At 42.8% G+C, this 19710-nt stretch carries 10 protein-coding genes, 2 tRNA genes, 2 rRNA genes and 1 CRISPR repeat array (1 of these 15 running past the window's edge); of the genes, 5 read left to right on the top strand and 9 right to left on the bottom strand.

Annotated elements, in window-relative coordinates:
* From BWX39_RS09410 to BWX39_RS09390, 5 genes are all read right to left on the bottom strand, one after another.
* Nucleotides 1-106: ribosomal RNA gene (locus BWX39_RS09410) — 23S ribosomal RNA — on the bottom strand (it extends 2801 nt beyond the left edge of the window).
* A 191-nt stretch (nt 107-297) separates the two neighbouring features.
* Nucleotides 298-371 (bottom strand) — tRNA-Ala (locus BWX39_RS09405).
* 21 nt (nt 372-392) lie between these two features.
* A tRNA-Ile gene (locus tag BWX39_RS09400) sits at nt 393-466 on the bottom strand.
* 155 nt (nt 467-621) lie between these two features.
* Nucleotides 622-2154: ribosomal RNA gene (locus BWX39_RS09395) — 16S ribosomal RNA — on the bottom strand.
* The 16S and 23S rRNA genes sit together here with 2 tRNA genes alongside, the layout of an rRNA operon.
* A 672-nt stretch (nt 2155-2826) precedes the next feature.
* Complete coding sequence (locus BWX39_RS09390) at nt 2827-3243, bottom strand: hypothetical protein (RefSeq protein ID WP_028906397.1); 417 nt, start codon at nt 3241-3243, stop codon at nt 2827-2829.
* 176 nt (nt 3244-3419) lie between these two features.
* On the opposite strand from BWX39_RS09390, the gene BWX39_RS09385 reads away from it, so the two are divergent.
* From BWX39_RS09385 to csx28, 3 genes are all read left to right on the top strand, one after another.
* Nucleotides 3420-4313 (top strand): DUF481 domain-containing protein, encoded by an 894-nt coding sequence (locus BWX39_RS09385; protein ID WP_028906396.1) that lies wholly within the window; start codon nt 3420-3422, stop codon nt 4311-4313.
* A gap of 279 nt (nt 4314-4592) precedes the next feature.
* Nucleotides 4593-7973, top strand: coding sequence for a type VI-B CRISPR-associated RNA-guided ribonuclease Cas13b (gene cas13b, locus BWX39_RS09380; RefSeq protein ID WP_036860899.1), 3381 nt, complete (start codon nt 4593-4595; stop codon nt 7971-7973).
* A 31-nt stretch (nt 7974-8004) separates the two neighbouring features.
* Entirely contained in the window at nt 8005-8583 is a 579-nt protein-coding gene (gene csx28, locus BWX39_RS09375; RefSeq protein ID WP_050795200.1) for a type VI-B CRISPR accessory protein Csx28, read from the top strand.
* A 25-nt stretch (nt 8584-8608) separates the two neighbouring features.
* Nucleotides 8609-9432: direct repeats of the CRISPR family, unit length 36 nt; unit sequence GTTGCATCTGCCTGCTGTTTGCAAGGTAAAAACAAC.
* Between the two features lie 287 nt (nt 9433-9719).
* On the opposite strand, the gene BWX39_RS12175 is transcribed toward csx28, so the two are convergent.
* Nucleotides 9720-9923, bottom strand: coding sequence for a hypothetical protein (locus BWX39_RS12175; protein WP_147285772.1), 204 nt, complete (start codon nt 9921-9923; stop codon nt 9720-9722).
* A gap of 327 nt (nt 9924-10250) precedes the next feature.
* The gene (locus tag BWX39_RS09365) at nt 10251-13271 is read right to left on the bottom strand and encodes a T9SS type A sorting domain-containing protein (RefSeq protein WP_028906393.1); all 3021 of its coding nucleotides are present in this window, start codon (nt 13269-13271) and stop codon (nt 10251-10253) included.
* Between the two features lie 799 nt (nt 13272-14070).
* On the opposite strand from BWX39_RS09365, the gene BWX39_RS09355 reads away from it, so the two are divergent.
* Complete coding sequence (locus tag BWX39_RS09355) at nt 14071-14871, top strand: KilA-N domain-containing protein (protein WP_028906392.1); 801 nt, start codon at nt 14071-14073, stop codon at nt 14869-14871.
* A 160-nt stretch (nt 14872-15031) separates the two neighbouring features.
* Here BWX39_RS09355 and BWX39_RS09350 read toward each other — a convergent pair whose 3' ends face one another.
* Nucleotides 15032-16549 carry a DUF4301 family protein gene (locus BWX39_RS09350; RefSeq protein WP_028906391.1) on the bottom strand — a complete coding sequence of 506 codons (1518 nt, stop codon included), beginning with the start codon at nt 16547-16549 and terminating at the stop codon, nt 15032-15034.
* 152 nt (nt 16550-16701) lie between these two features.
* Between BWX39_RS09350 and BWX39_RS09345 the strand changes: the two genes are divergently transcribed.
* Nucleotides 16702-18900 (top strand): RelA/SpoT family protein, encoded by a 2199-nt coding sequence (locus BWX39_RS09345; protein ID WP_028906390.1) that lies wholly within the window; start codon nt 16702-16704, stop codon nt 18898-18900.
* Nucleotides 18901-19023: 123 nt separating this feature from the next.
* Here BWX39_RS09345 and BWX39_RS09340 read toward each other — a convergent pair whose 3' ends face one another.
* Nucleotides 19024-19641, bottom strand: a complete 618-nt coding sequence (locus BWX39_RS09340; RefSeq protein ID WP_028906389.1) for a TetR/AcrR family transcriptional regulator — start codon at nt 19639-19641, stop codon at nt 19024-19026.
* Nucleotides 19642-19710 lie beyond the last annotated feature (69 nt).

Below are 19710 nucleotides of genomic sequence, written 5' to 3'. Positions count from 1 at the left end.
CGGATCAAAGGTCATTTGCACCTACCCGGAGCTTATCGCAGCTTATCACGTCCTTCATCGCCTCCGTGAGCCTAGGCATCCGCCATACGCCCTTAGTTACTTTCTATTCGCCAAGTGGCACATATATGAAATACGCGCCACAGGGTTGCTCATACTTTCAGCTGTATCTTGAAATCTATAACCACTCCACAAAAAAGCGGAATGAAATGTCTTACTTTACAGTCTTGCTTGTGTCAATAAGTCAAAGAACGATGTCAATGCAACAAAACGCATGAAGCATGAGATGCATCGAAAAAGTGGAGAATAACGGATTCGAACCGTTGACCCCCTGCTTGCAAAGCAGGTGCTCTAGCCAGCTGAGCTAATCCCCCGAAAAGAACATAAAAGAAGTGTAGTCCCAGGCAGACTTGAACTGCCGACCTCCACATTATCAGTGTGGCGCTCTAACCAACTGAGCTATAGGACTGAGTTGGGTAAGAGCCTCCAGGCTACTACCACGGCTTCCTTCATTTCCATATATGTAAACAAAGACGCAGGTACAAGAAGGGAAACTCCATATCCCTCTCTCAAAAAAAGTGTATCGAACAATATAAGATACGAACAAACAAAAGCCCAATCCAGAAAGGAGGTGTTCCAGCCGCACCTTCCGGTACGGCTACCTTGTTACGACTTAGCCCCAATCACCAGTTTTGCCCTAGGTCGCTCCTCGCGGTTACGAACTTCAGGCACCCCCGGCTTTCATGGCTTGACGGGCGGTGTGTACAAGGCCCGGGAACGTATTCACCGCGCCATGGCTGATGCGCGATTACTAGCGAATCCAGCTTCGTGAGGTCGGGTTGCAGACCTCAGTCCGAACTGGGACCGGCTTTCAAGATTGGATGCGATTTGCATCGCACCGTCCCTCTGTACCGGCCATTGTAACACGTGTGTAGCCCCGGACGTAAGGGCCGTGCTGATTTGACGTCATCCCCACCTTCCTCACACCTTGCGGTGGCAGTATCCCCAGAGTGCCCAGCATCACCTGATGGCAACTAAGGAAAGGGGTTGCGCTCGTTATGGCACTTAAGCCGACACCTCACGGCACGAGCTGACGACAACCATGCAGCACCTTCACAGACGCCCCGAAGGGAGTCAACATCTCTGTATCCTGCGTCTGCAATTCAAGCCCGGGTAAGGTTCCTCGCGTATCATCGAATTAAACCACATGTTCCTCCGCTTGTGCGGGCCCCCGTCAATTCCTTTGAGTTTCACCGTTGCCGGCGTACTCCCCAGGTGGGATGCTTAATGCTTTCGCTTAGCCGCTAACGCCAGGCGCTAACAGCGGGCATCCATCGTTTACCGTGCGGACTACCAGGGTATCTAATCCTGTTCGATACCCGCACCTTCGAGCTTAAGCGTCAGTAACACTCCCGTACGCTGCCTTCGCAATCGGAGTTCGTCATGATATCTAAGCATTTCACCGCTACACCATGAATTCCGCATACGTTGCGTGCACTCAAGTCCGCCAGTTCGCGCTGCAAGGTAGATGTTGAGCACCTAAATTTCACAACACGCTTAACAGACCGCCTACACTCCCTTTAAACCCAATAAATCCGGATAACGCCTGGACCTTCCGTATTACCGCGGCTGCTGGCACGGAATTAGCCGGTCCTTATTCGAAGGGTAAATGCAAAGGGGCACACGTGCCCCGCTTTACTCCCCAACAAAAGCAGTTTACAACCCATAGGGCCGTCAATCCTGCACGCTACTTGGCTGGTTCAGACTTACGTCCATTGACCAATATTCCTCACTGCTGCCTCCCGTAGGAGTTTGGACCGTGTCTCAGTTCCAATGTGGGGGACCTTCCTCTCAGAACCCCTACTGATCGTAGCCTTGGTGGGCCGTTACCCGCACCAACAAGCTAATCAGACGCATCCCCATCCTCCACCGATGAATCTTTGGTCCACGTCAGATGCCATATGTGGACAACATCGGGTATTAGGCCGTCTTTCAACGGGGTATCCCCGAGTGGAGGGAAGGTTGGATACGCGATACTCACCCGTGCGCCGGTCGACGTCCAGAATGTGCAAGCACATAATGCCGTTTCCCCTCGACTTGCATGTGTTAAGCCTATAGCTAGCGTTCATCCTGAGCCAGGATCAAACTCTCCATTGTAAAAAATCATATAAAGAAAACGCAATCGCGGACACTCATAAACAACAATGGGAAAAATCCCATCGTCCCATAAGCGAGCGACGCATTCAATTTGTCTCTGCTCAGAACCTTCATCCGAAGTATCAAGTTCAAAACACCAAAATCAAGAAAAATGATAGGACGTTTCTTTTACCCATCTGCCAACATCAAAAGACGAGGCAGACGCTTCTTGTACTACTTCTCTGTATATGTAAATCTTTTCAAAGAACGAATCCGCTAAAAAGAAACCGCAGGGCGGCATTTCTTGAAAGCGAGTGCAAAGGTAGAACAAAAAAACATACGAACCAAATGTTTTAAGAAGAAAATTTCGATGAAAATAAAATTTTCAAGTTACTTAACAAATAGAACGAATTTACACCTTATATTATATAGGGGCTTCAAATGTTGCCTTCAGAAATTCGAAAGTTTGTTGGCAAAATTATCTTTATAAGCGTTTTGGAATAGATAAAAAAGGCTGTAAGACTAAGAAAGAAGTGCCGTTTTAGCAGCAAACGAGCAACTCTTCTTCTTCCAAAAGCAAAAACCATAGAAAGAAATAGCCCTATATCCTCTATGAAAGAGAATATAGGGCACTTATCTGCAATATAAATGTATATAACCCAAACGCACTATATGCTGCGCTCGGTGTCAATATTATTGGTCTACAAACTTAATTCTCTTGTTTAAGTCGTCTATGCGAGCCTGCAATTTGGCTATTTTCTTTTCCATTTTACTCGTTTTTTTCTGAGCATTCTTCAACTTCTTGTTAACAGCCTTTGCTTCTTTCAAAACCTTAATCGTCTCCTTTGCATCTTTTACGGTGCTCTTTGCGTCCGACGAATTAAATTCTGTTGTTACAACATTTGCCTCTGCATTCACTTCAGATGCCTTGTTTACAAGGTCGTTGTAGGTAGCCTTCTCTTTCTCTAAGTCGAGCTGAAGTTTGTTTAATTTAGAGGTTAAGTCCAACACTTTCTGTTGTTCCTTCAACTTATCCACTCTATTTACATCTTGCGCAAAGCCAGAAACGGCTGCTAAAGCCATTATCCCAATTAAAAATAATCTTTTCATTTCTTTGTTAATTTTATTAATACTGCAAAGGTAAATATGTTTTTCTTAACACGCAAATTTTTATCCAAATATATGCTTCGCCGTTAAATATTTAGAACAATATTGCATCTAAACAGAATATTATCTTTACTTTTGCAACTAATATGAATAAAAAACAAACAATAAAATAGGTAAAAATGATTAAAGAAAAAGGATTAAAACACCCCAACTACGACGAGAAAAACGGCAATATATTTTTTTATTTATTTGCATTTCTATTTCAACAAGCCCATAACAAGAAGGTCTATGCAAAGCGGTGTGCCTACATGCTGATTTGCATAATGGCTTCGCTTCCCGCACAAGCACAGATGCTTTTCTCTGAAAACCTGACGATGAGCATCGACAGTGCAAAAACCATACAAGGTTCGTTGCAGCCTGTGATCGATTTCAAAACCGAGAAAGAGAACGTTCTCACGCTTAAGAATACAGCCAATCTCAATTTGTTGATAAAGCGAAACCGTGTAGTAAACCTTATAAACAAGCTCGAATTTTCGACTTATGGCAAGGAAATCACTGTGAGCGGAGGCTACGTACACGCCGAATACCGCTACTTGCTCCAGCACGCTTTTGAGGTTTACCCCTATGTAGAATCGCAATGGGCAGGCAGCCGTGGCATGACTTTCAAGGTTTCTACCGGATTACAGTCGCGCTACCGATTGGTGAACACCGAACACAGCCTTATGTTTGCAGCCATAGGCTTGTTCTATGAGTTCGAGAAATGGGAATATCCCAACCCACCCGCAGGCACAAACCCTCACGCTTACAGCCGCAGCGTAAAGAGCCATTTGTCGCTTAGTTACAGACTTTCGCTCGGAGAACATTGGGAAATAACCGCCACGGCTATCCACCAAGCTAAGCCCAACAGCTATTTCAAGAGTGCCCGATTTGGCGGCGCAGTAGACCTTGCCTACCGCATCACACCTAAAATTGGCGTCCGTGGCACCTACCGCATCATCTACGACACCGCCCCCATCGTGCCCATACGCAAGAATTATACTGCCGTTGATGCTGGCATCGACATATCTTTCTAAAGGAAAAGACCTCCATACAATCTTCAAGACAGATAAAAAGCGCATAGCCCATTGCAGGTACTGACTGTATTTTCAAACTTCTCCATAATCGAGAAAATTCTTACAAAAGGCGTTTGTTTATCTGATTTTATTTGTATCTTTGCCATATCAGTTGTATCATTCGCCGTTCTTACATCGCAATGCTAAGACAGGCGAGTTTTACAATTGGGCAAGAACCTAAGCAATTTACCATTGCTCAAGCCTTTATAAAATATTAAAATAAAATCATACATAGTGAAAATGGAAGACGACAAGAAAACCACAGACTCAATTCGCTACGAGTTAAAAGATAAGCATTTTTGGGCGGCGTTCCTTAATTTGGCACGCCACAATGTCTATATTACAGTGAACCACATTAACAAGATACTGGAAGAAGGCGAAATCAACCGTGACGGATACGAAACTACCCTTAAGAATACTTGGAACGAAATTAAAGATATTAATAAGAAAGACCGACTAAGCAAACTGATAATAAAACACTTCCCATTCTTGGAAGCTGCGACATATCGACTGAATCCTACCGATACCACAAAACAAAAAGAAGAGAAACAAGCCGAAGCCCAATCTCTTGAAAGTCTGAGAAAGTCTTTTTTTGTTTTTATATATAAACTTCGAGACCTAAGAAATCATTATTCCCACTACAAGCATTCTAAATCTTTAGAAAGACCAAAGTTTGAGGAAGGATTATTGGAAAAGATGTATAATATCTTTAACGCAAGTATCCGCTTAGTAAAAGAAGATTACCAATATAACAAAGATATAAACCCTGACGAAGACTTCAAGCATCTTGACAGAACAGAAGAAGAATTCAATTATTATTTTACAAAAGATAACGAAGGAAACATAACTGAAAGTGGTTTGCTCTTCTTTGTATCCTTATTCCTTGAAAAGAAAGATGCAATATGGATGCAGCAAAAGCTTAGAGGCTTTAAAGACAATAGGGAAAACAAAAAGAAAATGACCAATGAAGTGTTTTGCAGGAGCCGAATGCTCTTGCCAAAACTACGATTGCAAAGCACACAAACACAAGACTGGATATTGCTCGATATGCTCAACGAGCTGATACGTTGCCCCAAATCGCTGTACGAACGCCTGCGAGAAGAGGACAGAGAAAAGTTCAGAGTTCCCATCGAAATCGCAGACGAAGACTACGACGCAGAGCAAGAGCCTTTCAAAAACACATTGGTAAGACACCAAGACCGTTTCCCTTACTTTGCATTGCGCTATTTCGACTATAACGAGATATTCACAAATCTTCGTTTCCAAATAGACTTGGGCACCTATCACTTCTCCATTTATAAGAAACAAATCGGTGATTATAAAGAAAGCCATCATCTTACGCATAAGCTGTATGGTTTTGAACGCATACAAGAATTTACCAAGCAGAATCGCCCCGATGAATGGAGAAAATTTGTAAAGACTTTCAACTCTTTCGAAACTTCAAAAGAGCCGTATATCCCAGAAACCACACCGCATTATCATTTGGAGAACCAAAAGATAGGCATTAGATTTAGGAATGATAACGATAAAATTTGGCCATCGCTCAAAACAAATAGCGAAAAGAATGAAAAAAGTAAGTATAAACTTGATAAATCATTCCAAGCAGAGGCTTTCCTAAGTGTACACGAACTATTGCCAATGATGTTCTACTATCTGTTGTTAAAGACGGAAAACACTGATAATGACAATGAAATAGAAACAAAGAAGAAAGAAAATAAAAACGATAAACAGGAAAAACATAAGATAGAAGAAATCATTGAGAATAAAATAACAGAAATATATGCTCTTTACGATACTTTTGCCAATGGTGAGATAAAAAGCATAGACGAGTTAGAAGAATACTGTAAAGGCAAAGATATTGAAATAGGACATCTGCCCAAACAAATGATTGCCATATTGAAAGATGAGCATAAAGTTATGGCAACAGAGGCGGAACGCAAACAAGAAGAAATGTTAGTTGATGTCCAAAAGAGCCTTGAATCTCTTGATAATCAAATAAATGAAGAGATAGAAAACGTTGAAAGAAAGAACAGCTCATTGAAATCTGGCAAGATTGCCAGCTGGTTGGTAAACGATATGATGCGTTTTCAGCCTGTTCAAAAAGACAATGAGGGCAAACCACTGAACAACAGTAAAGCCAACAGCACAGAATATCAGCTGTTGCAACGTACGCTTGCATTCTTCGGCAGCGAACACGAACGCCTTGCCCCTTACTTCAAACAAACGAAGCTCATAGAGAGTAGCAACCCTCACCCATTCTTGAAGGATACCGAGTGGGAAAAGTGCAACAATATCTTGTCTTTCTATCGCAGCTATTTGGAAGCAAAGAAAAACTTTCTTGAAAGTCTAAAGCCAGAAGATTGGGAGAAGAACCAATACTTCCTTAAGCTTAAAGAGCCAAAGACCAAGCCCAAAACATTGGTGCAAGGGTGGAAGAACGGCTTTAATCTACCACGTGGAATCTTTACGGAACCCATAAGGAAATGGTTTATGAAGCATCGGGAAAACATAACAGTAGCCGAGTTAAAAAGAGTTGGCTTGGTTGCAAAAGTAATTCCTTTGTTCTTCAGTGAAGAATATAAGGACAGCGTACAGCCATTTTACAACTATCATTTTAACGTTGGTAACATAAACAAACCCGATGAAAAGAATTTCTTAAATTGTGAGGAACGTAGAGAACTATTGCGTAAGAAGAAAGACGAGTTCAAGAAGATGACGGACAAGGAAAAAGAAGAAAACCCTTCTTATCTCGAATTTAAATCTTGGAATAAGTTTGAACGGGAGCTACGACTTGTGCGAAACCAAGACATCGTAACGTGGTTGTTGTGTATGGAGCTGTTTAATAAAAAGAAGATAAAGGAACTAAACGTCGAAAAAATATATTTAAAGAATATTAATACAAATACAACAAAAAAAGAAAAAAATACAGAAGAAAAGAACGGAGAAGAAAAGAATATAAAGGAAAAGAACAATATTCTGAATAGGATAATGCCAATGCGATTACCTATTAAAGTATATGGGAGAGAAAACTTCTCTAAGAACAAAAAGAAGAAGATAAGAAGGAATACTTTTTTTACCGTTTACATTGAAGAAAAAGGAACTAAACTCTTAAAACAAGGCAACTTCAAAGCTTTGGAAAGAGACCGCAGATTGGGTGGTCTATTCTCGTTCGTTAAAACTCCTTCTAAAGCAGAATCGAAGAGTAATACTATCAGTAAATTGCGTGTAGAATATGAACTCGGAGAGTATCAAAAAGCAAGAATAGAAATTATCAAAGATATGTTGGCGTTAGAAAAAACGCTGATAGACAAATACAATAGCTTGGACACCGACAACTTCAACAAAATGCTTACTGATTGGCTGGAACTCAAAGGCGAGCCAGACAAAGCAAGTTTCCAGAACGACGTAGACCTCCTTATTGCCGTACGGAATGCCTTTTCGCACAACCAATACCCAATGCGCAATAGAATAGCATTCGCAAACATTAATCCATTCAGCCTTTCTTCTGCTAATACTTCTGAAGAAAAGGGACTTGGTATTGCCAATCAGCTGAAGGATAAAACCCACAAAACGATAGAAAAAATAATAGAAATAGAAAAGCCAATAGAAACTAAAGAATAAGATTATGGACTGTACATCAATATTACAAGATATGATTATTGCTTTAATTACTTCCTTATTTAGCTCGGCAACTATCATTTTTGCAGGCTACCGAACGTATCGCAATGCTATCAAGAAGCTACGTGAAGAGAGTATTGAGAACATTAAACGTGCGCACTATGAAGCTATACTGAAGGCACACCAAAGCATTTATAAATTGCTTAGGTTTACCACAGACACAGAAAATGACGACTGCATACTGGTGTGGGAACAGCCTAAGGATGGCGGAGAGAAAACTTATTACTTCAGACAAGCCAATATACGCCAATTCTTCAAAGAGCTAACCGAAGAGGTATACAACAAAGGCAATGGCATCTATCTATCAAAAGAGGTTATGTCGCTGATATTTAAATATAGAACCCTTGTTCATAAACTTTTGCTTGCTGAAAAGAACAACCCTGATGAGAAGATAATGATACATAATCGGGAGGTTGTAAAGGAAATGATAGAAATTAACCAGAGCCTCTCAATACAAATCAGAAAAGATATAGATTTACAACAACGAAATTTATATAACCATAATAAGAAAGGAAAAAAATACTGGTGGAAAAGAAAGAAACAAAACATATAAGAATCAGACAGTTAGGTTAGGTGCGGTGGCATCTGCCTGCTGTTTGCAAGGTAAAAACAACGATTAATAATTTAAGTTTTTTATTTTCAAGTTGCATCTGCCTGCTGTTTGCAAGGTAAAAACAACTAAAAAACTTATCATACCACCTGCAAAAGGTTGCATCTGCCTGCTGTTTGCAAGGCACAAACAACATGACATTTTATATTTAAAAGTTCGTTTTGGTTGCATCTGCCTGCTATTTGCAAGGTAAAAACAACTGCACCCGCAAGTGTCGGTTCTGCAATACAGTTGCATCTGCCTGCTATTTGCAAGGTAAAAACAACCTCATAACCCATTTCTTGAGCATACTGTAAGTTGCATCTGCCTGCTGTTTGCAAGGTAAAAACAACACCTAAGACGGTGCAATAGCTACCGATTGGTTGCATCTGCCTGCTGTTTGCAAGGTAAAAACAACTCTGAGTAAGAATAACTCTCTATCGGTTAAGTTGCATCTGCCTGCTGTTTGCAAGGTAAAAACAACTTCAACGCTTTTTTTTAGTTGTTCTTTTGTGTTGCATCTGCCTGCTGTTTGCAAGGTAAAAACAACGAGCTTTTGAAAAGAGAGTTACGCTTCTTTGTTGCATCTGCCTGCTGTTTGCAAGGTAAAAACAACGCCATTGTGTTTGATTTCAAAATTGGCTGCGTTGCATCTGCCTGCTGTTTGCAAGGTAAAAACAACATATACCTTGAATAATTCTACCTGAGTAAGTTGCATCTGCCTGCTGTTTGCAAGGTAAAAACAACGGTGTAATATATTAATGCTAACGCCGCCACGTTGCATCTGCCTGCTGTTTGCAAGGCACAAACAACTTATTAACAAGCAAGGGAATGGAACTGAGGGAAGTAAAAATGAAAGGGGGAACACGCCTTTTAAGGGGTGAAAAAAGGCGAGAAAGGTGTAAATATTTTTCACAAGCAAAACTATTGCGTAACTATCTCGTTATCAGCACATTGTAAAACCTATTGTTTTGCATTGCGAAAGCGTAGGTTTTACACGGTAAAAGCGGCTCTTTTGCGTTGCAAAAGAGCCGCTTTTGGAATGTAAAATCGAAATTATGGTTTTTCTATGGAATTATCTTTACAAAATAGGAGTGGTTTTACGTCGTGGAAAGTGTAGAGGTTGTGGCGTGGATTCGGACGGCAGCACAAGGGCGGCTTTGCCGATAGTGCGACATCGGCAAGGGTGGTTGGGGCTTTTGCATCGGCTCGATGCGGTGGCTCGTTCGGTTCTGTTGGCTTCGGTTGATGTGCAGCGACGACAGGAAAGCCGCTGTACAGAGCAAGATAAGATGTTTTCTCATATCGTTATCAGTTGTTTTGAGTTGGCGTGTTGTGCGGAGTGGGTGCTGCAACGTGCCGCAAATGGGAGGCAGCCCAGTATTGTTCCGCTGTGCAAAGATAGGCATTTTCGGCGAGTATGGGGTAGCTGGGAGGGGGAAATATGGGTGCGGGGGTGGCGGGGTTGGTGGTTTTAGGGGTTCTAGGGGTAGTAGATGTTCTAGGGAGAAACCCTTTAAACTATTGCCAGCTGCCTAAAACAAATGACCTTTAACTATGGCAGTTTCGCCATAATTAAAGGTCAATCGCAGTGTAATATGTTCCTTAGAACAGGGGTTCTTTACTTCATCTTATTTGTTGATGAGAATCTTTTGGGTGAATCTTTGATTATTATATTCAACCAATACGATGTAGATGCCCGAAGAAATGTTGCCTAACGGAATAATGCCCTTGGCACTCTTGGCTACAAAATGCCCATCGACAGAGTAGAGGCGCAGCGTTCCTTCAGCATTCAACCTTATTGCAGACTTGTCTACCGATAAGACAGACTTGTTTACCAACGGTGCTATTCCATTGGTTAAGTCGAGTATGTACGGTGTAGAAGCAAAAGATTCTCTTCCGTCATTGTAGTATGCCACGACGGTATATTCAGCCTTGTCGAGTGGTTGCTTGTCGATATAGCGTGTTACTTCGAAAGGAATGCAGACGTTGTTCAGCTGCACACCGTTGCGGAAAACGTTGTAACCGATGAGGGTATTGTCCTCTTCTGCGACAGCATCGTTAGGCTGGTCGGTTATGTTGCCTGTAATTCGCCAGCAGCAAGAGCCCATCTGTGGGTCGTCTTCGTAGAAGTCGCGCACGGTTTTCCAAGTCTTTCCGTTGTCTTCAGAGTAGAGGTCGCTCTTTCCAGTTACGCTCGATTTAGAGCTTTCGTAGGTCAGAGGAATCTGCTCGGCGTCGTAATCGTGAATCTTAATGCCCACAATCAGTTCCTTTCCGCTGTCAATCTTGATGGGCTGATTGAGCTTTTGGGTTGTATTCTCGTTGTACTTGATGTTCTCTATCTCCTGTTCGCAGATGAGTTTTCCGTCTTCGAACACCACAACAGCTGCGTGAATGCCCTTATCGCCGCTTGCATCGTCGTAGTAGTTGATGTAGCTTGTTACCGAAGTAAGGTACTTGCCGTGGTATGGCGCAAGCTCGCCTTGCATGAATTTGTTTGCTCCGATGAGTTCCTTTCCTTCATTACCGAGTGTGTAGCCTGGCGATTCTGGGTCGGAAAGATAGTTGAGCGAGTAGCCGTTTCGGCTGTTCTTCCACATCAGGAAGAGTTCGTTGTTCATCACTTTGCCTGTGAATCCCTTTGGTGCATCGACGTTGTCGCCACTGCCTATCATAATGTTGTCAAGGTAGAAATAGTATGACACTGCGCCCTTTCCGTGCTTGCGGAACCTTACTTGGAATACTTTGCCAGCAACGTGCTTCGTTAAATCGACCGTCAAGATGCCTTCCAAGTTCGGCAGTTCCTTCACTGTCCATTCCTTGGCTACGCTCCACGACTTTCCGCCATCTACGGTATATTCCACGCTGAGTGTGTCTTTGGTTAAATCAACCTCACCGCCTCCCTGTGCAGGTTCTTGGTTGCAAAGTATCAAGAACGAACATTTCACCTTGTTTATCTTGGTTGCATCGAGCGGACGACTTATCACACTTGACGAGTAAGGCTTGAATGTGCACACTCCGGTAGACAGTCCGATTGAGGCGTCGTGTCCTACTTGGGCTGCCACCAACCACTCTGTATCGGCATCGTCGCCGTAATCCTTGCTCTTCGTCCAATAGTTAGTATTCAGCGAACCCTTCTCGAAATTTTCGAAAAGTGGGAACGAATAGTCGTCAGGAACGGCAATTACTTCAGGATTAGAGCGTGGCGAAAGCATCTCTTTTCCTTGTTTGTCAGTGTATATCGCTTCGATTGCAAACTTACGGTAGCCTGCATAGACATCTTTCAGCGCAAATGTCATCTCGTCTTGCAATTCCTTCAAGATTGCAACCTTTTTACCATCACAGTACACATTGTAGCCTTTCAGCGTCAATGAATTGTAAGTTGCCTTGTCTATCTTCCACGAAAGCTGAATTTGGTGTAACCCTGTTGAACCTCCATTTGGTTTATTGGGGGTGGCAGGAATTTCCACATCTCGCTTGGTTACATTCAATACCCATGCCTTAGGAATTTGCCCAAACGCAATATTAGTGTCTCTATTGCCAGTAACAACATTTCCGTTTGCCGACACTGCAGACGGGAATGCCTGTGCTTTGTCTTCATAATTCAATGGGAAAGGTATGGTAAGTTGAGGATTGAACAAATATAGATAATAGGTGAAATCGAAAATTCGGTCTGAAGAATATTGATACCAGAAACTTCTGTATGAAACTTCGCCCATACCAGCCGTGCTGTAAGTTATTGCACCGAACACGTCGCCATTATCAGCAACCGTAGGTATGCGCATTGTTTCGTTTCTCTCAAAGGTGGGCAATACGCGGTATGTGCCTTTCTCTACATCGAAAAGTCGGTAGTCGGAACGGCTTGAAAGCGAGAAGATGAAGTACTTGCCATTGGGGCTCATATCAATCATACGCATCTGTTTCATCTTCGCCAGCTCGGCATCTTCGTTCGTGCAGTTCACAGTATAGCATTTTCCGTCTATCCAATAACACGCAATTGCTCTACCTCCTTCTATTGCCAATCCCACAATGGTGCGTCCGTCAGACGACACATTGATTGCAAGACCGTATTTATAGCTCTCGGGCAAGGGCAGTTGCTCCATTTTCCACTCGTTGTTTGCACCACGAGTCCACTTGCAAGGATAGCTGAATGCGAAATTAGAACATTTGCAATAGCCTGCAACGACTTTTCCATCGTTCGACAGTGCTGCTGCGAAGGTTCCGTCTTCGTGCTGCTTTATTTTCGTCATATCCAGATTTCCATAAGGGAGTTTCACAACTTCCCCATTCTCAAATATAGCTGCAATGTTGGTAGGAGCACTTGTTCCGTAGAATTCTATAATGTGGTCTAAGTCCTTAACCGAGCCACACAGCGTGCCTGCATCGTTCACATCTCTGAACAAACCGCAGGTTTTCCAATGCTCAGGGTCGTCGGCTGTTACCCATTGGAGGCTTCCGCTGCCGACATCGTACACGAAGCTCTCTGTTCCAACTCCTGATTGGACTTTAGTTGGATTGTATCCCACAAGATACTTACCATTTGGCGATATTGCCAAAGAATAGGTGTTTACATCTAAAACTTTCACTTCGTCTGCCTGCATACCACAGAAGAAGAACAGAAATAGAACCAACAAATAATGCTTTTTCATAATAATGATGTTTTTAGTTCTTTAATTTAGCAGTTTTATAACTCTTAAAAAAAGTAAGCAATAAAATGGTAAAAAGGTTACTTAGTGCTTACGCATATCAACATTTCGTTTACTTCCGCACTGCTTAAAACGCAAATAAGTGAATTTTTGACACTTCGCAAAGATAAGTATATTTTTTGAAAAAACATTCTTTTTGGCAGATTTTATTTTACAAAAAATGTTTATTCATATTGTCAGACGCTATGACGAGTATCCTATCAGTACGTCGGACGTAGCTCTAAACACAATGCAAAAGCACGCTATACGCACCATAAAGCAAACATTTTGCAAAGCAATAGAGATAGCCATACAGCAACATTGGCTATCCTTGAATTAAGGAAGAAGCAAGCTAAAAATATGTAAAGAAATTTTACAAGTGAAAGTTTTGCATAACCAACTATGTATCAACACTTTACAAAACCTATTGTTTTGCGTTGCAAAAGCGTAGGTTTTGCACGGTAAAAGCGGCTGTTTTGCATCGCAAAACCTACGCTTTCGCAATGCCAAATCGAAATTGCCGTTTTTCTTCAGAATAATCTTTACAAAACGGAGGTGGTTTTCTTTTAAAACCGTCCTATCTATGCTGCTGATAAAACCTATGGCAGGGTTTGCTAAAAATCGGTTAATCGATGTCTTTAGCAAATATAGAAGCCGTTTCTATGCAAAACTTTATTGCCATTTGCCACAAACAAAAATAATTCCATACCTTTGTATTCGGTTAGCCGAAATAAGATTATATTGAAAAATAAATAATAGAAAAATGGTGAAAATCAATGTACAGAATACTGCTGTAAATATTGTCAGACACAACGATGAAGACTATATCAGCCTGACGGATATGGCTCGAAGCCAAATGCAAGAACATATTATCTTCCGTTGGCTAAGCCTCAAAGGCACCATTGAATACTTAGGCGAATGGGAAATGTTGTATAACCCAGACTTTAATTGTACCGAATTCGGTACAATTAGAGATGCTGCAGGAAGCAACAATTTTGTGCTTTCGGTAAAGACTTGGATAGAACATACCCACGCTATCGGCATTTATTCCAAGGCTGGGCGATATGGCGGAACGTACGCGCATCGCGATATAGCATATCATTTTGGAATGTGGCTTTCACCTAAATTTCAGCTACTGCTTGTTAAAGAGTATCAGCGACTAAAGGAAGAAGAGCAAAAAATGCTTGGTTGGTCGGCTAAACGCGAATTGTCAAAGATAAATTATCGTATTCATACCGACGCCATTAAACGAAATATTATTCCTGAAGAAGTAACACCACAACAGGCAAATGCTATATATGCCAATGAGGCTGACGTGCTGAATGTTGCTATGTTCGGTATGACAGCCAAACAATGGCGTGAAGAAAATGCAGGCAAGAAAGGAAACATACGCGACTATGCAACCATAAACGAACTGATATGTCTTTCCAATATGGAAAATCTAAATGCGGTATTCATTGAACAGGGCGTACCACAAAGCGAGCGTCTGCTCAAATTGAATAAGATTGCCATACAGCAAATGGTTGTTCTTGAAAACGAAAATCATCGCAATCTACTAAAGTAATCAAAGAAATAATAAAGTGCTGAATACTTTTTAAAACAACCACGCCTATAAAACATATTCTTAAAACCTACGAAAGAAATAGCCCAAAAAGCAACAGTCCCACAATCTTTACGGATTGTGGGACTGTTTATATGCAGTTATTGCACTGCTTTTATGCTGCTTACTGGTGCTGCTCGCGCAACAAGTCGTTTACGGTCTTTACTGGATTGAAAGTGATTGCGGGCACTTCTACGAACACAGTGTTCCAATTGCTCATTGCTCCGTTCCAAAGACCAGGGAGTTCCAATGCTTTCAGCTCTTTTCCGTTCTTCGACTTGCTGCTGATGAAACCTGTGGCAGGGTCTACGAACTGTGGCAAATCGAACGGTTTTCCTGCATAGTCCTTCGTGGCGCAAACCAAGTCTACGGGGTTGAAGTGGGTTCCCTCCTTGAACATTCTTACCGATTCGGCGTCGTTGCTGTCTATCTGCGAACTTTCAAGTATCTGCAAACTGATGGTGTTATCGGCATTGTAGGCATAGAACGGACCGCCACCGGGCTCGCCGCTGTTCCTTACCATTCCGCAAACACGCATAGGACGGTTGAACTTTTCGAGCAGGTAGGCTGCCAATTCATCGTTGTTCAGCTGGTCGATGTCCTTGCGGCGGCAGTGCAAATCGTTCTCCAAGAAGTTCTTCATACACTGCAGGTCGGCTGGCGTATAGTCGGCAGCCTTCAGTTTCCTGACGTATTCGAAAGTCTTTTCCTGCAACGTTACCAATACGCCTGCTATTACCTTCTTCCACGTTACGGTTTCAGGTTTCAGTCGGTCGGGCGTTACGTTGTCGATATTCTTGATGAATACCACGTCGGCATCTATGTCGTTAAGATTCTGAATGAGCGCACCGTGCCCACCGGGGCGGAACAAAAGCGAGCCGTCGTCGTTGCGGAAAGGCGTATTGTCGGGGTTTGCACCTACGGTATCGGTGCTTGGCTTCTGCTCGGAGAAGGTTATGGAGAAGTGGGTGCGGTGGTTTTCCTCGTACATAGGTTGCTTTTGGGCAGCCTTTGCCTTGAAAAGTTCGAGGTGTTCGTGCGATACCGTGAAGTGAACGTGTGCCTCTGCGCCGCACGATGCGTATTGGGCAGCCTCAACAAGGTGTTCTTCCATTGCCGTGCGTTCGCCTTCGGCATACTTGTGGAATAGCAGTAAGCCCTTCGGCAACTGCCCGTAGTCAAGTCCATCGGTGTGCAAGAGTGTTGCAACAATGGCTTTATGGTTGCCTGCTTCCACGAGTTGCGCAATGTCTTTTCCGTGTGTAGCCTTGCACTTTTCGTTCAGTTCGTTGTAGAAAGCGAAGTGTTTCAGATTGTCGAAAAAGAATTTTTCAAAGTCGGTCGTAGGCACTTCATACGCTGCTTCGAGGAATGCGAAAAGGTCTTTGAACATTCTGCTGGCTGCTCCGGAGGCAGGAACAAACTTCACGACCTTGTGTTTTTCGGCTTTGTAACTGTCCCAAGCTGTTGTAAATTCCTTTACTTCGTTTTCCTTTAAACGCACAACGCCATTGCCAACTGTGGCTGCGCTCTCTATTTTAAGGAAAGGAAAACCGTTTTTAAAGTCGGCAAGTTGCTTTTCAAAGTCGGAAAGCGTGATGCCTTTTGAGTTCAATAATAGTTCGTCTTGCTTTGTTAACATAACAGTATAAGTTTTTATGTACTAAGATGCAGCAACGAAACAGGGGTGCCGCAATTGTTGTCTCTTTCGCAAATTTACTTACTTTTTCTTAATTTAGAGAACAATTTGGCATTTTTTTGTACCTTTGTATTGTATTATTAAAGGCAACGAATATGATTTTCACAGACGACGAACTAAAAAGCTTTCACGCTCTTACCGAGGAATTGAACGAAGAGTTGGCGAACGACATAACAGAACAAGACAAGGAAAAGCTGGCTTCCTACATTAAGCTAATGGAAGAAAAGGGAGCTATGGAACGCAATGTCTTCGGTCTGAGCGAGTTGCTTTGTGCCATGCAGACATCACTGATAGCTGTCCGCAACATCGGCTTGAAGCGCGATTCGGTACTTGCCACCGTGCTCTATGCAGGCTTTGAGAATGGCGCATTGGAGATAAAGCAAATAGAAACCGACTTCGGAAGGAGTGTCGCGCAGATTATTCAAGGTTTGGCACGCATTCAGAATCTGTATAAAAAGAATCCTATCATCGAGAGCGAGAACTTCCGCAATCTCTTGCTTTCGTTTGCAGAAGACATGCGCGTCATACTTATTATGATTGCCGACCGCGTGAATCTAATGCGACAAATACGCGACACCGACAACAAAGAGGCACAACGACAGGTCGCAGAGGAGGCAAACTATCTGTATGCACCGCTCGCCCACAAGTTAGGACTCTATCAGCTGAAGAGCGAACTCGAAGATTTGTCGCTGAAATACTTGGAACACGATGCCTATTACCACATAAAAGAGAAACTGAATGAAACGAAAAAGGCACGCGATGCCTACATAAAGGAGTTCATAGAACCTGTCAGCAAGGAGCTTCAGAATGCAGGATTGCGCTTTCATATAAAGGGCAGGACGAAGTCGATACACTCCATCTGGCAGAAAATGAAGAAGCAGAAGTGTGCGTTTGAGGGCATATACGACCTCTTTGCCATAAGAATCATCTTGGATTCGCCTACCCAAAAGGAGAAAATGCAGTGCTGGCAGGCGTACTCTATCGTAACCGATATGTATCAACCCAACCCCAAACGCTTGCGCGATTGGATATCTGTGCCCAAATCGAACGGCTACGAGTGTCTGCACATTACGGTTTTAGGTCCTAATACCAAATGGGTGGAGGTGCAAATACGCACCGAACGTATGGACGAAGTTGCCGAACACGGCTTGGCAGCGCACTGGCGATACAAGGGAATACAAGCAGAAGAAGGAATGGACACGTGGTTGGCGTCTATCAGAACGGCGTTGGAGGCAGGCGACAACTTGGAAGTGATGACGCAGTTCAAGCGCGACCTGTACGACAAAGAGATTTACGTGTTCACACCGAAAGGCGATTTGCTGAAGTTTCCTAAAGGTGCCACCTTGTTGGACTTTGCCTATCACATTCATTCAAAGATTGGAAACCAATGCGTTGGTGGAAAGATAAACGGCAAGAATGCCTCTATAAGAACCGAACTGCACAGCGGCGACACCGTGGAAGTAACGACGTCAGCCACGCAAAAGCCGAAACAAGAATGGCTGAACATAGCAAAATCGGCTCGTGCAAAGTCGAAAATACGCCTTGCATTGAAGGAAACGCAGGTGAAAGAAGGTGTATATGCAAAGGAAATGCTCGAAAGAAGGTTCAAGAACAAGAAGATTGAAATAGAGGAACAAACGCTTTTCCACCTTATAAAGCATCTTGGCTTCAAGGAAATTACGGAGTTCTACAAGCAAATAGCCGACGAAAAGCTCGATGTAAACAACGTGATAGAAACGTATCAGCAGCTCTACAATCAGACGCACAATCAGAATACGCAGAAAGAAACCGAAAGTGCTGAGAAATTCGAGCTTGCCGATGAAACGGCAGAACTGCTGAAGAACAACGAAGACGTGCTCGTAATAGACCAGAATTTAAAGGGCATCGACTTCTCGTTATCGAAGTGTTGCAACCCTATTTATGGCGACCCCATCTTCGGATTCGTTACCGTGAACGGCGGAATAAAGATACACCGAGAGGACTGTCCCAACGCTCCCGAACTGCGCAAACGCTTCGGCTACCGTGTAGTGAAAGCCAAATGGAGCGGCAAAGGCGGGGCAAATTACAGCATAACGCTGCGCATCATTGGGCACGACGATATTGGAATAGTGAACAATATTACCAATGTGATGTCGAAAGAAGAGAAGGTTGTGATGCGTTCCATCAACATTGACTCGCACGACGGTCTGTTTTCGGGAAACCTCGTTGTGCTGATTGAAGACACATCGAAGCTGAACGCCCTCATAAAGAAGCTGAAAAACATAAGGGGAGTAAAACAAATAACAAGACTATAACGTCGTTATAATCCTGCCACTCCTATTTTATAAACTTATAAACGCCACCTTGTTGCTCTCAGCAAGGTGGCGTTTACGTTTCCGTTCCTATTATATATAAGGTGCCCGACCGAGCAAACAGTCTTAAAAACCTTTCATTTCTTCGTCAAGCAACCTTATGCCTTTCTCGGTGCATATACCTCTTATATACAGCAAGACAACAGTTCTGAATATCTCCTTGATGTTGTATTTGTTGTAGAGGTTGTTGCTCATAATGTAGTGTGCCGAAGCATCGGCAAGCGTGTTCATTATCTCTATGTTTATATCGGGCAGGAAACACCCCTCACTGATGCCACGCTCTATGAACGCCACCACTTGTTTACGCTTGCGTTTCCGCTTGTTCTGAATGTACTCCATTAACTTTGGATACTTCCCAATGTCCTCCAAGAAAACAGGATTCACCCTACTGAACTCTTCAGTTTGCAGCTTAAACACGTGTATTATGATGTTGATGACATTGACTCCGGGCTTGTCGAACTCCTCAAGTTTCTCCAAACCACGCTTGTCGTTCAGCACAACAACCTCATAAAGCAAGTCTTCCTTGTTCTGATATATTTCGTAAAGCGTTCGCTTTGATATTTTCAGACGTGCTGCAATATCGTCCATCTTTACCTTACGAATGCCATATTGGAAAAACATTGTAGTGGCTAACTCAAGTATTTTCGCCTTCACTTCTTTCTTGTAATCGTTCTCTATAACCATAGGTGAAGTATTTTATTTATTCGCAAAATTACAAAAATAATATCATTAACACAATCCTTTTGTTGTTTT

The sequence above is a fragment of the Prevotella intermedia ATCC 25611 = DSM 20706 genome (assembly GCF_001953955.1).
Classification (GTDB): domain Bacteria; phylum Bacteroidota; class Bacteroidia; order Bacteroidales; family Bacteroidaceae; genus Prevotella; species Prevotella intermedia.
The sequence above is the reverse complement of the archived record's forward strand: the minus strand, read 5'-3'. Positions and strand labels throughout refer to the sequence as shown.